General features: G+C 69.4%; 8 protein-coding genes and 1 tRNA gene. 4 read left to right on the top strand and 5 right to left on the bottom strand.

From position 1 onward, the window contains the following. Positions 1-56: 56 nt before the first annotated feature. Positions 57-3,200: a hypothetical protein gene (locus JD292_RS02815; RefSeq protein WP_200131210.1), complete on the bottom strand. Its 3,144-nt coding sequence runs from the start codon at positions 3,198-3,200 to the stop codon at positions 57-59. Between the two features lie 169 nt (positions 3,201-3,369). On the opposite strand from JD292_RS02815, the gene JD292_RS02810 reads away from it, so the two are divergent. After that, positions 3,370-3,443 (top strand) — tRNA-Met (locus tag JD292_RS02810). 421 nt (positions 3,444-3,864) lie between these two features. Further along, entirely contained in the window at positions 3,865-4,731 is an 867-nt protein-coding gene (locus tag JD292_RS02805) for a DUF4190 domain-containing protein (RefSeq protein WP_200131209.1), read from the top strand. An 88-nt stretch (positions 4,732-4,819) separates the two neighbouring features. On the opposite strand, the gene JD292_RS02800 is transcribed toward JD292_RS02805, so the two are convergent. Next, positions 4,820-7,825, bottom strand: a complete 3,006-nt coding sequence (locus JD292_RS02800) for a UPF0182 family membrane protein (RefSeq protein ID WP_369411117.1) — start codon at positions 7,823-7,825, stop codon at positions 4,820-4,822. A 122-nt stretch (positions 7,826-7,947) separates the two neighbouring features. Beyond that, positions 7,948-9,045 (bottom strand): YlbL family protein, encoded by a 1,098-nt coding sequence (locus tag JD292_RS02795; protein ID WP_369411116.1) that lies wholly within the window; start codon positions 9,043-9,045, stop codon positions 7,948-7,950. Positions 9,046-9,212: 167 nt separating this feature from the next. Between JD292_RS02795 and JD292_RS02790 the strand changes: the two genes are divergently transcribed. Together JD292_RS02790 and JD292_RS02785 are read left to right on the top strand one after the other, a co-directional pair. Beyond that, a complete protein-coding gene (locus tag JD292_RS02790; protein ID WP_200131207.1) occupies positions 9,213-10,682 on the top strand; it encodes a zinc-dependent metalloprotease in 1,470 nt (489 codons plus the stop codon). Positions 10,683-10,863: 181 nt separating this feature from the next. Further along, positions 10,864-11,760 carry a hypothetical protein gene (locus tag JD292_RS02785; protein ID WP_200131206.1) on the top strand — a complete coding sequence of 299 codons (897 nt, stop codon included), beginning with the start codon at positions 10,864-10,866 and terminating at the stop codon, positions 11,758-11,760. On the opposite strand, the gene JD292_RS02780 is transcribed toward JD292_RS02785, so the two are convergent. Together JD292_RS02780 and nudC are read right to left on the bottom strand one after the other, a co-directional pair. After that, positions 11,750-13,462: an ATP-dependent helicase gene (locus tag JD292_RS02780; RefSeq protein WP_200131205.1), complete on the bottom strand. Its 1,713-nt coding sequence runs from the start codon at positions 13,460-13,462 to the stop codon at positions 11,750-11,752. The genes JD292_RS02785 and JD292_RS02780 overlap by 11 nt on opposite strands. Beyond that, the gene (gene nudC, locus JD292_RS02775) at positions 13,452-14,420 is read right to left on the bottom strand and encodes an NAD(+) diphosphatase (protein ID WP_200131204.1); all 969 of its coding nucleotides are present in this window, start codon (positions 14,418-14,420) and stop codon (positions 13,452-13,454) included. The genes JD292_RS02780 and nudC overlap by 11 nt, the downstream gene beginning before the upstream one ends. Positions 14,421-14,472 lie beyond the last annotated feature (52 nt).

The following is a 14,472-nucleotide window of genomic DNA, read 5'->3' as shown; positions in this document are numbered from 1 at the left end:
TCATTGCCGCTCCCCGCGCGGGCAACGGGCCGCCGAGGCGTTCCATCTGGCTCACCTCACGCCCCGGGCGCAGCCGAGCGGGAGGCGCGCCCCTGTCTCTGCCGCCGCGCGCCGAGCAGGAGCGCGCCACCCAGCGCGGCGACGGCCGCCGCGGCCCCGACGAGCGTCCACTGGCCGGGAGTATGGAGCCCCGCTTCGGGGAGGCGAACGGCCCGAGCGTGAACCGCGAATGCCTCGGCGGGATCGCCGCACTCCCCCTCGGCAATCGTCCACTCCCTGCCGTGGGCCCGGAGGATCAGGCTGGCGACGAATCCCCCGTGCCCGATGTGCTCGGCGGAGGTCTTACGCGCCGCTGAGCGCGCTTCACCGCTGACCACCGGCCGGCCTTCCTCGTCCGACAGCGCCGCGACCCGGTGCTCCGGTGTGCACGCCAGCTCGCCGTCCCGTCCGGCCAGGTAGGCGGAAAAACGGACGAGGTATTCGACCCCTTCCTGTCTCGGCGGCAGCCCGGCCACGATCGCGCGATCGGAAAGGCTCCCGCCAGCGACCACCGTCCCACTCGATTCGGTGCGGATCACCGGACGCTGGATCAGCGTTCGCTCGCCGCGTTCCCCGCATGCTCCCCTCGCCACCTCTTCCCATGCGCCGTCGCGTCCCCTCAGCTGCAGGCTGGCCACCCAGTGCACGGCGGGGCCGAACTCGGGGCTCGCAAACACCTCGGGCGAACGATAGCTCCCGTCGCCCCGGACCCGCACCCGTCCCGTCCGGAAGAGCTGCGTGCTCGCATCGCACGTCGGCGGCCGCTCGGCGTCGGGGGCGTCCTCCGCGCGGTATCCCGTGAACTCGAGCTCGTACTCCGGGTTCTGTTCGGAGGAAAACCGCCCGGAGACCTCGACGGTGTCGTGCATGCCGCCTCCCACGCTGACGAGCGGATCGGCCTGGGTCTCGAGAGAGATCCCCGATACCCGCGTCGTCTCCCGAGGCGCCCCGCACGTTCCGCGCAGAACCGGTTTCCGCACGCCGTCCTCGATGACCGTGAGCGTCTCCACCCACCACACCTCGCCGATCGCAGAGGCGCCTGCGATCACCGGCGGTGATTGCACGGTCCCCGGCCCCGTCACGGGCACCGCCTCCGTCGCGAAGACGCGGTTCTCCGGGGTGCACGCGGCCCGGAGATCACGCTTCCCGCGCCGCTCCTCCGTCGTGGTGCCGTCGAGGGCCCCCGGACCGCGGAAGCCCTCGAACGACACCTCCCACCGGATGTCGCCGCGGGAGTCGAACTTCCCGGACAGCTGCGCGCTATCTCTCATCGGATCGCCGACCGCGACCTCGGGAGTGGCCGTGGTGGAGATGGACGGACGGTTGACCGTGGTCATTTCACGCTGCTCGCCGCATCTGCCCCGCTCAACCACGTGACGGCCGCGCTCGTCCGTTGCGAACAAGGTCGCGACCCAGGCAACGCGCTCGGAGTGATCCCACCGGACGGTGAACCCGGGCGATTCGATCAGGGCCGCACCCGTGAGAGGCAGGAGTTCCGACTCGTATATGCGACGGCTCGCGTCGCAGCTCTCATTTGGCGCGGCACCCGGTGTGCTCGGCTCCCCCTCGAATCTGAAGGCCTCGAACTTCAGGAGATAGCCCGCCTGGGCCGTGAACGGGCCGGTCACGTGGGCCGAGTCGTACACGTGCTCACCGACACTCGCCTCCGGCGTCGCCGTGGTCTTGAGCCGGGGTCGATCGATCACCGTCGTCTCCTCCAGGATCCCGCACTGCCCCTCGTGGACCACCGCGGTTCCGGAGAGCACGCGCTCCACCCAGTGCACGCGGCCGGGCCCCCGGACCGGCACCTCGCGCGAGGACGTGGGGCCATCGCCCGCGATCGGGATACCGGTCTGCTGGCTCACGGGTTGCAGCATGCACCGCTCGCGTTCCGGAAGCGCTTCGAGTTCCGGAGCGGTCCAGCGCTGGACCTCGGGCTCACCCGTCGCGGGGTCTACCCGGCCCGTCCGGAGCGGCCGCCACTCCGCGTCGACCTTCGGCTGTCCCGGCTCGGGATAGAGATAGGCGCGGAACTCGGCGGTTGCGTCGGGCCACTTCCGGATCCGCGTGTCCGGCCGCGCCTCGAGATGGAGCGTGTCGGCCATGGTGCCGCCGATCACGGCTGTCGCTTGCGCCTCGGTGCGCGCCATCGGAGACGCGAACGGAGGAGGAAGCGCGACCGTCTTCGCGGGAAAGCGTCCGCGAGAGACGAGTCCGGCCGAGGAGCCGGCCGAGGCCACGATTCGCTGCCCGGCCCTCCCCTCCAAGGTCTTGGTGTCGAACAGGTGGACACTCGGCGACCACCCCGGCGCGCCCAGCGATTCCCACTCGCCGCTCACGGCCACCTTCTGGGCGTCCGCGTCTGCTCGAACCCCCGCCGTTCCCGCCCGTGTCGGGTCCACCAGGATCTGCGCGGCGCCGCTCTCCGCGAACACTCCGCCCTCGGCGTCGAGCCGTGTCGTCCCTGCGGGATAGGCCACGGTGAGCAACCGCTGGCCCTCCGGCTGATTCGGGTCGTCGAGCGCCGTGAGCTCGAGAGACCCGGTATGCGCGGGGCCCGGCACCGGCGCCGTCGCCTCCGCTCGAGCGCGCGCCATGAGACTGTCCGACTCCGCGATGAGTCGCCGGCCCTTCTCGGAGCCGCGCAATCCCGCGAGCAGGCGATCGAGCGGTTCGCTGCCACCGGCGGTCGCGCGGATCCGCCACACGACGAGCTGCACGAGTGCCGCCCGCCACGGGTTCGCCGTCTGCCCGTGCCGGTCGACCACGTAGTTGATCTGACGCATCCCCTCGCGTGAGGTGAACGCGTGGAAGAGCCCCTCCCGCCCGGGGAGGAACTCCCGCTCCCCCAGTGCCAGCAGCCCGCCCGCCGGGACTCCGATGTCGCGTTCGACGCAGTATGCACGTCGGCCGTCAGGGAGCAGGAAGTTCGAGATCCAGACTCCTCCGGGGAACGTCTCGGACTCTCCCCGAGTCAGCGCGGCAGCGGGCTTCGGAACCGCGGGGACGAGCGCGCACGCGAGCAGCAGTGCGATCACCAGGATGACCGCGTGCCGCCGAGGCCCCGGGACGCGGCCGGCGTTCTTCCCGAGGCGTCCGGAAACCCGGATCCAGGGGATCCCAGGAACCCCCTGACGCTTTCCACCCGTTCCACGCGTCATTCGCGCCTTCCTTCCGTCCGTACCGGCTCCCTCCTGGCTCGACGGAACGAGGAGTGCGATGTCGGACGATGGTGCCACCGCGCGGCGGCCGCGCGACACGCCCGTCCACAGGGCGCGGGCGGCGCGATTCGCGTCGCGGCGCGGTCCGTGCTAAAGTTAATTCTTGTGCCGCGGGGTGGAGCAGTTCGGTAGCTCGCCGGGCTCATAACCCGGAGGTCGTAGGTTCAAATCCTGCCCCCGCAACGAAAAACAGCCCCTGATCAGGAGTCATCTTGATCAGGGGCTGTTGGCTTTTCACCGAAAGGTGCCGAAGCACCCGCAAGAGTACCCGCATCACTTCGCGCCGGTACACACCGGCAACCTCGCCCCGCAGCAGCGATGTGATCACTTTCGACCAGTGCTTCTGCGCTTCCTGTGGACGACGATCGGCACCCCGCCTTCGAGCAGCCGCCGGGCGAGGGGGTGCCCCATCCCTGATGCGCTCGGCACACGGCACCGGAGCTGGGCAAGGACCGCTTGCCGCTTCACTCTCCGATCTCGAACTGCCACACCGGGACGCCCCGGCACTTCCGCTCCACAGGCAAACCTTAGTCACTGTTAAACTTTTCAGGATTCTCCCAGAATCCCGAAATGTCGGAGTCCTGAAACCCAAGGAGTGCTCACCGTGTCTGATCCCAATTTCCCCACGCCTCCCCCAGGCTCGGGCAACACGCCTCCCCCGCCGCAGCCGCCTGCGGCGCCGGGGCAGTTCGCGCCGCCCGCGGCCTACCCTCCGCCCACGGCGCCGAACCCGGGGTACCCGGCGGCCGGATACCCCGGGCCTCCGCCCGCGCCGAATCAGAACCGGGGCCTCGCCCTCTCGTCGATGATCGTCGGCATCGCGAGCCTCGTGCTCTGCGGAGTCCTCCTCCTCGGATTCGCCGGGGGCGTCACCGCGGTGATCCTCGGAATCGTCGCCATCAAGAAGTCCCAGTCGCGGGGCATGTCGCTCACCGGCATCATTACCGGCGGCCTGGCGATCCTCGCGTCGATCGGGATCTTCCTCGCTTCTCTTGCCTTCCTCGGGGGGCTCTCGAATGCCACGACGCAGGCGCTCGAGGAGCTCGACCGGGAAGCCTCCCAGAGCACCGAACAGGTGACGCCCGATGCTCCCGCGACCGACGATTCCGGCGATGAGTCGACGCCGGGCCAGGACTCGACCACGGACGCCCCGGCAGCACCCGGCACGTGGACCGAGGTCGCGACGATCACCGGGAGCGCCGATCAGCAGACCGACACCATCGCCCTGTCCGGCGGCAAGGTCCGCGTGAGCTACGACTTCACCGACACTGCGGGGATGGGCACCATTGTCGCCGCCATCTACGTCATGGACGAGGGCAAGGACCTCATGAAGGACGGGGGCATCCCCGACGTGATGGTCACCGAGGCCGGAGCAGGGGAAACGATCCTCCGCAAGTCCGCGGGCGACTACTACGTGCGCGTGACGGCCGCGAACGCCAGCTACACCGTGAAGATCGAGGAGCAGAAGTAGTCACGCGCTCCCTCCCCACGAGGGGACGCGAACAGGGATGGGCCCCGGTGGATTTTCCACCGGGGCCCATCCCTGTTCGCGTCGAGGCCTATTCCGCTGCGACGGCCGCCTCGAGCGCCTTGCGCAGCTTCTCGTCGGCCGCGCCGTAGGCGGTCCAGTCGCCGTCCTTCATCGCCTTGTCCCTGGCCTGAAGCGCGTCCTGCATGTCGGTGAGCGCCTTCGCGAGCTCCGGGGTCTGCTTTCCGCCGCCCGGCTTCGTGGTTCCGGCGCCCGCACCGGGCTTGGGGGTCTCCCCCGAACCCGTGGCCGTGGTCGGAGTGGTTCCCGTGTCCCCCGCGTTCGCTCCGGAGTTGCCCCCGAACAGCGAGTCGAGCGCGGCATCGAGGGTGTCCTCGAACGCGATCTTGTCGCCGAAGGAGACGAGCACCTTCTGCAGGATCGGGAAGCTCGTGCCCGACGAGGCCTTCACGTAAACGGGCTGCACGTAGAGCAGGCCGCCGCCGACCGGCAGGGTGAGCAGGTTGCCACTGATGACCTTGCTCTCGCCCTGGCGGAGGATGTTCAGCAGCTTCGAGACCTCGGAGTCCGTGGTGAAGCTGTTCTGCACCTGGCCGGGACCGGGGATCGGATCGCCCTTTGGCAGGTTCAGGAGTTTGAGCGTGCCGTAGTCCTCCGCGATCTTGCCGTCCGTGGATCCCGCGTTCGAGTTCGCAGCGAGGTATCCCGTGAGGATGTCTCGGGACGACTCGCCCTCACCCGCGGGGATGTACGTCGAGTAGATCGAGTAGTTGGGCTTCGCGTTCGCCCCCGCCGCGAGGGTCAGATAGTACGGCGGCTGGGCGAGCTTCTGCGCGGTCTTCCCGACACTCGAAACCGGATCGTTCGGCGTGCGCCACTTGTCCTCGGCCGAGTAGAAGGCGTCGGGGTCGGTGACGTGGTATTCGCCGAGCAGGGAGCGCTGCACCTTGAACATGTCGGTCGGGTAGCGAACGTGGCTCATGAGGTCGCCGCTCATGTCCTTCACACTGTTCAGCGTTCCGGGGAAGATCTTTCCCCAGGACTTGAGGATCGGATCCTCGGTGTCCCACGCGTACAGCTTCACCGAGCCGTCGTAGGCGTCGACCGTCGCCTTCACCGAGTTGCGGATGTAGTTGACCGGCTTCGGCATGGGGTCCTGCTGCTCATTGTCAGCGTCGACGAGCAGCTCGTTCATGTTCGTTCGCTGCGAGTAGGGGTAGTCGGCCGAGGTCGTGTACCCGTCGATGATCCACACGACGCGACCGTCGACGACGGATGCGTACGGGGACTTGTCAATCGTGAGGTACGGCGCGACGCGCTGCACGCGGTCGATCGGATTGCGCTCGTAGATGATCTGCGAGCCGTCCACGACAGCGCCGGAGAGCAGGATCTCCATGTCCTGGAACTTCAACGCGTAGATGAGCTTCGTGAAGATGTTCGTGAGCTCGGGCCCGCCGTTGCCCTTGAACGTGGTCATGTTCTGCTTCGTCGCGGTGTCCTCTTCCGAGACGGGAGCGTCGGGCTTGTTCTCCGCACCTGCCGCGCTCGGGTCTGCCGGCGCGGCGCCCTGGGCCGATGCCTCGGCGGTGCTCTCTGCGTCAGCGGGGAAATCGAGCTCGATGCTCTTGTCGCGCTTTCCGCCGACGATCGAGTACTTGGGCGAGTTCATGCCGAAGTACACGCGGGGCTCGAATTCGCCGAGCTTCCCGGAGGTGGGGATCCCGTTCTCGAGGAAGACCGGCTCACCTCCCGACGACCGCTGATTCCCGAAAGCGGCGACGAGTCCGTAGCCGTGCGTGTAGACCAGCGTGCGGTTGTACCAGCTCTTCTGGTCCGTCACGTCGATGTCACGGATCGCGGAGACCGTGTCCTCGACCTTGCCGTCGATCTCGTAGCGATCGACGTTCAGCGACTGCGGGAACTTGTAGTAGTTCCGGATCTGCTCGAGCTGCGCGAAGGTCGGCGAGACGACCTCGGGGTCGATGATGCGGATGTTCGCCGCGGTGACCGCGTCGTTGCGCAGCGCGCCGGACTCGGCATCGGTCTTGGCGTTATAGCGCTCCACCTGCACCTTGTCGATGCCGTAGGCCGCCCGAGTCGCCTCGATATTGCGCCCGATGTACTCCGCTTCGCGGCTCTTCTCGTCGGGCTTCACCTGGAACTGCTGGACGCCCCACGGGTAGGCAACGCCGATCACGATCGAGGACACCAGGAAGAGCGCCGTTCCGATGACGGGCAGCCGCCACTTGCCGGTGAAGGCCGTGACCAGGAAGAGCAGCGCCACGATGATCGCGATTCCGGCGAGGATCTGCTTGCCGGGGATCACCGCGTGCACGTCCTGGAACATCGCACCGGTACGGACACCGCCGACGGTCGTGACTGAGCGGTACTGATCAAGCCAGAGGCTCACGCCCTGCAGCAGCAGGTACAGCGTCGCGAGGATGGCAGCCTGGATGCGGGTGGACTTCGAGATCCGGAAGTCGCGGCCGGAGAAGGAGATGCCGCCGTAGAGGTAGCTCGTGGCGACGCCGGCGATCAGGGCGATGAGGGTGGCCGCCGAGGCGAAGCCGACGATGCCCTGCAGCACGGGGAGGTCGAACAGGTAGAACGACACGTCCAGGCCGAACTCGGCGTCCTTCTTCCCCGAGTCAGCACCGTTCAGCCAGAGCAGCACCGCCTGCCACTGCGTGGCAGTGCTGAACCCGGCGAAGATCCCGACCATCGCGGGAAGACCCCACTTGATCAGGCGCCTGATCGGTTCGAAGAGCTCCTGGTAGCGATCGAGCTGCGCCGTCAGCCGTGCGTAGACCGGGCGCTTGCGATAGGCGACCTCGATCGAGATGAACAGCGGGATCGCCATGCCGAAGAAGCCGATGAGGAACATCGAACCGGCGGCGATCCACTGCGTCGTCAGGACGGGCAGAAAGCCCAGCTGTTTGAACCAGAGCACCTCCGTCATCACTGCGGCGACGGCGAGGAATCCGAGGATCAGCACGACCACCAGGATGACGGTGATCGCGAGCGGTGAGATTCGTCGCTGACGGGCGGCCTGCGCTGGCGCGTTCTGGTCGGTCACGTCGGCTTCTTTCCTGTCCTTCATGCACGGCGGCGTGCCGGGCGGCGGTCGGTCCCCATCCTATCGACGGCCCCTGACAGGAAACCGGCCCCGTCCGCTGCGAGCGGACAGATCGGCGCAGCTCAGCCCGAGCAGCGCTCCAGCCCGCGAGGGGTTCCCCCCGAGTTCTTCTGGTCGATCGCGGCAATCGCCTCGCCGAGCGTGTCCACCGGAACGACCTCCATCCCGCCGGGAATCGAACTCGGAACGTCCGCGCAATTCCCCACCGGCATCAGGAACAAATCGGTACCAGCGCGCGAGGCGGCCCACATCTTCTGCTCGAGTCCCCCAATCGCGCCGACCTTTCCCGTCGGGCTCATCGTGCCGGTCCCGCTGACAGTCTTCCCCTCGAGCATTTCACCGGGAGTGAGCTTGTCGTAGATCGCGAGCGCGAAGGTCAGGCCGGCGCTCGGCCCCCCGATGTTCTCGAGCGAGAAATGCACGTCCTCGGGAAGCTCGATCTTGAGCGCCACAGCGATCCCGATCATGGGCGTTTCCGCGCCCGCGACGCGGGTCGGCGTGATCTCGACCGTGCGCGCGGCTCCGTCGCGCACGATCCCGATCGAGAGCGCCGTGTCCGCAGGGGTTGCCGCGACCGTTTTCTGGAACGCCTCGAAGTCGGCGATCCGCTGCCCGTTCACCGTGCGCAGTTCGTCCCCCTCCTCGAGCTTGCCCGCTGCGGGTCCGTCGGACGCGAGCTGTGAGACCAGGAACTGCGTGCCGACCGGCTCTTTCAGCTCGTGAAAGGCGGCTGCGGCGGCTGCGGTCTGCGACGAGTCCATCTCGACCGCGTTCATCTTCGTGCGATCCTCCGTGGTGACTCCCCGCGGGAAGAACTCGTCACGCGGAGCGATCCGCTGCGAGGGATCCAGCAGCGCGGGAACGAGCGACAGCCAGCTCGCTGGCTTATCCGGCGTCCCCATGATCGACACCGTCAGCAGATTCAGCTTGCCGCTCGTGGGGTAGGTCTTCGCATCGTCGATCTTCACGACGGGGGCCTCCTTCCCCTTGATCTCGACCGATCCGAGCGTGTCGACCACGGGCCCGGGCCGTTCGATCGAGTAGGGCGAGGGGATCACCGCGGCGAGCAGCACGATGACCGCCGCGATCGCGATCCTGATCAGCCACCGTGACGAGCGCTGCTCGCGGGCCAGATCGTCCATTCCCTCACCGAAATCCACCGGATCGCTCCTCCGTTCGCGCCGTACGCTGCTGGTGTCGCGGAGGTGGCCCGCTTCCCCTGTTCGCAGTGGGCGCAACCGAAAACGCCATGCGTCGGCAAATCTAGCAGCGCAGGACTGAACGCGTGCCGTAGCGTTGAACCCAAGCAGTTGACGAGGGAGCACCGATGAGCGCGAACGACGACGGCACCGGCGAAAACAGCCGGGGCGAGGACTTCGAGGAGCTGCAGCGCATCCTCCGCGAGATGCTTTCGGGCGGGCAGATGCCCGAGGGCGGCATCGATCCGGAGCAGTTCGCGAAGGCCGCCGGGATTCCGGTCGATCCGAGAGCCCTTCAGGGGCTCTTCAGCACGCTGCAGGGGGCGATGCAGAACCCGAGCGAGGGCATCGACTGGTCTGTTACGCGGAAGACGGCTATCGAGGTGGCGAGCGGCGACGACTCGCACGCGGATCCCGCCGCCGCGAACCGGGCGTTCCCCGTCGCGGCCCTGTGGCTCGATGAGGCCACCGAGCTCGGACCCACGCCGGACGCCCCGCGCACGCTCACGCGAATCGAGTGGATCCAGCAGAGCGTCGACACCTGGATCGGTCTCGCGGAGCCCGTGGCCGAGTCGGTGTCGCGCGCGCTCATGGACGCGCTGCAATCCCAGATGCCCGAGGAACTCAGCAGCGCGCTCGCGGGCGCGACCCCGATGCTCCGGAGCGTGGGGGGCGCGCTGTTCGCCGTGCAGCTCGGAACGATCGTCGGCAAGCTCTCCGGCGAGGTCGTCTCCGCGGGCGACATCGGGATTCCCCTGCTCGCGGGACCGGGACGCGAGGGCGGAGCGCTCCTCCCCGGAGGGGTCTCGGCGTTCGCGGACGGCCTCGATCAGGATTCCGAGGCGGTCACCCTCTATCTCGCGGTCCGCGAGCTCGCGCACGCCCGCCTGTTCCGCCACACGAAGTGGCTGCGCCTGCACCTGCTGAGCGCGATCGGGGACTACGCGCGCGGGATCAGCATCGACACCTCGCGGATCGAGGACCTCGCGAGCGAGATCGACCCCTCCGATCCCAGCGGGATCCAGGAGCTCATTTCGAACGGGGCCCTGATCCCGCCGAAGACGGAAGCCCAGGAAGCTGCGCACGCGCGCCTCGAGACGATGCTCGCGCTGATCGAGGGCTGGGTCGACGTGGTCACCGCGGACGCGGCGAAGCGGATCCCCGGCGCGGAAGCGATCGCCGAGATGGTGCGCCGACGCCGCGCGACCGGCGGACCGGCCGAGCACGCTTTCGCCGCGCTTGCCGGTCTGGAGCTTCGGCCGCGGCGGCTGCGCGAGGCCGCGGCGCTGTGGCGCCTCGTCGCGGATCGCAGCGATGTCGCGACGCGCGACGGGCTGTGGGCCCACCCGGATCTGCTCCCCTCCTCTGAGGAGCTCGATCACCCGGCCCGCCTGCTCGAGCGGCTCGGCCTCGCCGGCGCCGCGCCCGAGTCCGAGGTGGACGACTTCGACGCCGCCCTCGCGCAGCTGCTCGACGGCGAACTCCCGCCGCACGCCGGCGGCGAGGACGGTCGTTCGGAGTCGGACGGCGGAGTCGGCGAGACCGGCGAGGCCGGCGGCGCTGACGGGGCCGGCCCCGACGCTCCGTCGCGCGACTAGAGGTCTCGTCGGGAGCGGTCGCCGGTCGTCGCGAGCCGCCTCCCGATGCACGCGGCGTTCGCCCCGAGTTTTCATTGCACTCGGGGCGAATTGCGTCGCTCAGATGAGCGCATCGGCGCAGAGCCCCGGCCCGGACTGTGGATAACTCCACAGCGTCCATCGCGGGATCCAAACTGCCGGAATGACCACACACTTCATCCGCCTCGATCCCGCCCTCCCGATCTGCTGGGAGGACCTCGACACGCTCCGGATCGGCTTCGACCGAGCCGTGGCGCGCGTGCGCGCGCCCGGACCAGCGGCACACCGGCTGGTCACCGCACTCCGAACCGGCGTGAGCGCGGCGCAGCTCGACCGCACCCTCGAGACCGCTGGTCCCGAAGAGGCCGCACTCCGCGGGCTCCTCGCCGCGCTCGGGCCGGCGCTCGCACCGATTCGCAGCCGGGAGCACTGCGCGACGGAAGCCTCTCCCCCGCTCGACGTCGGATTCGCACAGGGGCGCCGGAGTGCACCGGCGCTGCGGGAAGCCCTGAGCCTCATCGAGCGGATCTCGCTCCGAGGCTCACCGGACAACACGAGTTCCGGACCACCCGGGCTCGTGATCCAGGTCGAACGCTACGCCGAACCCGCCGACCGGGCCCACCGCTGGCTCATGGCGGGGATTCCCCATCTCCTCGTCAGATTCTCGGATCGAGAGGTGTCGGTGGGGCCGCTCATCGGGGCGGCCGGTCGCCCCTGCCACCAGTGCCTCTGCCTGCATCGCGTCGAGGCCGAACCGGCGCTTCCCGTCCTCGCGGCGCAGCTCATCGGGTCCCGCCCGGCGAGCGAGAGCGGGCGGATCAGCAGGATCGTCGCCGTGCTCGCCGAGGCCGCGATCGAGCTGTGGCTCGCGGGCGACCCGTCCGTCCACCGCACGATCCGGGTGCTCCCGGTGGCGGGCGATCGGCCCGAGGGGCCTCCCCGCGAGGAAACCGCGGCGCCGCACCCCGAGTGCGGGTGCGGCGCGACGCCGGGAGGCCCCGGGCCCGCGGACGGGCCAGCGGCGACCGACGGACTCCCCCGCCTGGTTCCTACGCGATGATGCCGGCCTCGGCCACGAAGCGCGAGGGAGCGCGGCCGCCGCGGGCTCCTCCGGCGGCACCCGAGAGACGGAGCACATCCCGCGCGCGGGTGAACGCCACGTAGCACAGGCGGCGCTCCTCGGCGATCGCCTCGTCATCGACGGCGTGCGCGATCGGCAGCAGCCCCTCGGTGAGACCCACCACGTGCACCATGCCCCACTCGAGTCCCTTCGCCGCGTGGATCGCGCTCAGGGTCACCGCCTCGAGCGTCGGCTCGTGCTGGGTCTTCTGCCTCGCCACGAGTTCCTCGGCGAACTCCCTGATCCCGGTCCCTTCGGGCATTTCATCGACGAGGCTGAGGATCGATCCGAGCGCCTCCCACTTCTCGCGCTGCGCCGCCCCCTCCGGAGCCTTCGCGCTCCACCCGGAGGCGCGGAGCACGTCGCTCACAATCTGAAACAGCGGCCGATCGTCCGCGACCTTTGCCTCACCGCGAATGAGCATGACCGCCTGACGCACGTCGGCGCGCTCGAAGAATCGCTGCGCCCCGTGTACCCGCGTACTCACTCCGCGCTCCTGCAGCGCGCGTTCGAAGCGCTCGGACTGGGCGTTCGTGCGATAGAGGATCGCGATCTCCGAGGCGGGAACGCCGCCGGCGATCGCGTCGGCCACCGAGGCCGCGACGCCCACGGCCTCGTCGTGCTCAGTCGCGAACCACTCGAAGGTGGGCGCCGCGGCGTCGCGGGCGGCGGCCGCCGTCGTGGCCGCCTTCTCTGACGTGCGGACCGCGGTGAGCGTCAGCGCCCCCGGCCGATCCCGCATGAGGCGATTGGCGAGCCGCACGACCGGTTCGACCGAGCGGTAGTTGCGTTCGAGGCGGATCTCCCGCGCGTGCGGGTATTGCGACCCGAAGCGCAGGAGGTAGGAGCTCGACGCCCCGGCGAAGGAGTAGATGGTCTGGCTCGCGTCACCCACGACGCAGACGTCGTCGCGGTCGCCGAGCCAGACGCCCAGCAGGGCGTGCTGCAGCGGCGAAACGTCCTGGAACTCGTCCACCGTGAAGAAGCGGTACTGCTCCCGCACCTGCATCGCCGCGCTCGGCTCCGCCTCCAGCATCCCGGTGAGCAGGACGAGGACGTCCTCGAAATCGATCTGCCTGCGCTCCTCCAGAATGCTCGCGTACGAGCGATGCAGCTCGACGAGCTGCTCGGGAGTGAGCCCGCTCGGGATCGCCCGGTGCTCCAGCACCTCCGCGTACGCGTCGATCCCGAGCATCGAGGTCTTGCGCCACTCGATCTCGGCCGCGACGTCCCGCAGCGCCTCGCCGCCGAGGCGGATCCCGAGGGACTCGACCGCCTGCGACAGCACCGCGACCTTGCCCGGCAGCATCTGGGGCGCGGCACCGCCGACCACCATGGGCCAGAAGTGCGACAGCTGGGCGAGCGCCGCGCCGTGGAAGGTCCTGGCGCGGACGCCGTCGGCGCCGAGGCCGCGCAACCGCCCCTGCAGCTCCCCCGCAGCCTTGCGCGTGAAGGTCACGGCGAGCACGCGCTCGGGAGCGTACACACCGGTTCTGACGCCGTACGCGATGCGATGCGTGATCGCCCGGGTTTTCCCCGTTCCGGCGCCCGCGAGGACGGCCACGGGGCCGCGGAGGCTCTCCGCGATCTCGCGCTGCTCCGGATCGAGCCCGGACAGCACGTCCTCCGCCTCAGTCCGCATGCACGTCACCCGCGTCGATCCAGCGATCGATCAGCCAGCGCGCGATCGACAGCGGCATCGGGAGGATAAGGCCCTCGACCGGGTTCCGCAGCTCGTCGCGGGTGAACCAGCGAAGTTCGGAAATCTCCTCCGGATCGGCGACGAGCGCGTCCGGATCCTGATCGTCCGCGAGCTTCGCGGTGAAACCCAGCATGAGGGAGCGCGGGAACGGCCACGGCTGCGAGGCGACGTACCGGATCTCGTCGAGTCGCATTCCGGATTCCTCGAAGACCTCGCGGGAAACGGCCTGTTCCAGCGACTCTCCCGCCTCGACGAACCCGGCCAGCAGGGAGAAACGGCCAGCCTCCCACAGGGCGTTGGACCCGAGAAGAATGCGGTCCCGGTGCTCGATAACCACGATGACCGCCGGATCCGTGCGCGGGAACAGCTCAGCGCCCCGCGCGTCCCTCCGCGCCCACCCGCCGAGGATCACGTCGGTGGCGCTGCCGTCACGCGACGAGCGCGGAGCCGAGGCGTGCCAGGCCGCGAGCGCGGAAAGGACCGCGATGAGCTCGCGTTCGGTGTCCTCGAGCGCGTCGCCGATCTCGAACGGGTGGCGCCAGGTCCCTCCGGAAACCGGGTCGGCGGACGCCCGCTCGTCGCCGTCGCCGTCGGCTCCGGCCGCGCGGACGGCCTCCCCGAACACCGGGGCGCCCGCGATGCGACCGAGATACAGGTGGCCGGCTGCGCCGCCGTCGCGGGCGGCCACGTAGTCGCCCTCGGTCGGGACGAGCGCGAGCCGCACCCCCGCGTCGTCGCCGTCCGCTCGCGCGACGACGGGGACCTCGACGCCTCTGATTCGAAGGAGCCGCGCGCGAGGATCGCACCAGGCGGCGCTCAGAAGCTCCTGATCAGCTCGTGTTGCGGCGTCTCGGTCGAGTGCGCCTCGTCCGAGCGGCGGGCGATTGCTCTCGGTCACAGGTCCTCCGCGAGATGCTCATCAGGGGTGGGAACGGCTCTGCCGACGCGTG

The organism is Leucobacter edaphi (genome assembly GCF_016522535.1).
GTDB classification, from domain to species: Bacteria; Actinomycetota; Actinomycetes; order Actinomycetales; family Microbacteriaceae; genus Leucobacter; species Leucobacter edaphi.
The sequence above is the reverse complement of the archived record's forward strand: the minus strand, read 5'-3'. Positions and strand labels throughout refer to the sequence as shown.

Excerpts from the sequence above, each read along its gene's own strand:
- JD292_RS02815 (WP_200131210.1), bottom strand. The coding sequence starts at position 3,200 with ATGACGCGTGGAACGGGTGGAAAGCGTCAGGGGGTTCCTGGGATCCCC.
- JD292_RS02790 (WP_200131207.1), top strand. The coding sequence starts at position 9,213 with ATGAGCGCGAACGACGACGGCACCGGCGAAAACAGCCGGGGCGAGGAC.
- JD292_RS02785 (WP_200131206.1), top strand. The coding sequence starts at position 10,864 with ATGACCACACACTTCATCCGCCTCGATCCCGCCCTCCCGATCTGCTGG.
- JD292_RS02780 (WP_200131205.1), bottom strand. The coding sequence starts at position 13,462 with ATGCGGACTGAGGCGGAGGACGTGCTGTCCGGGCTCGATCCGGAGCAG.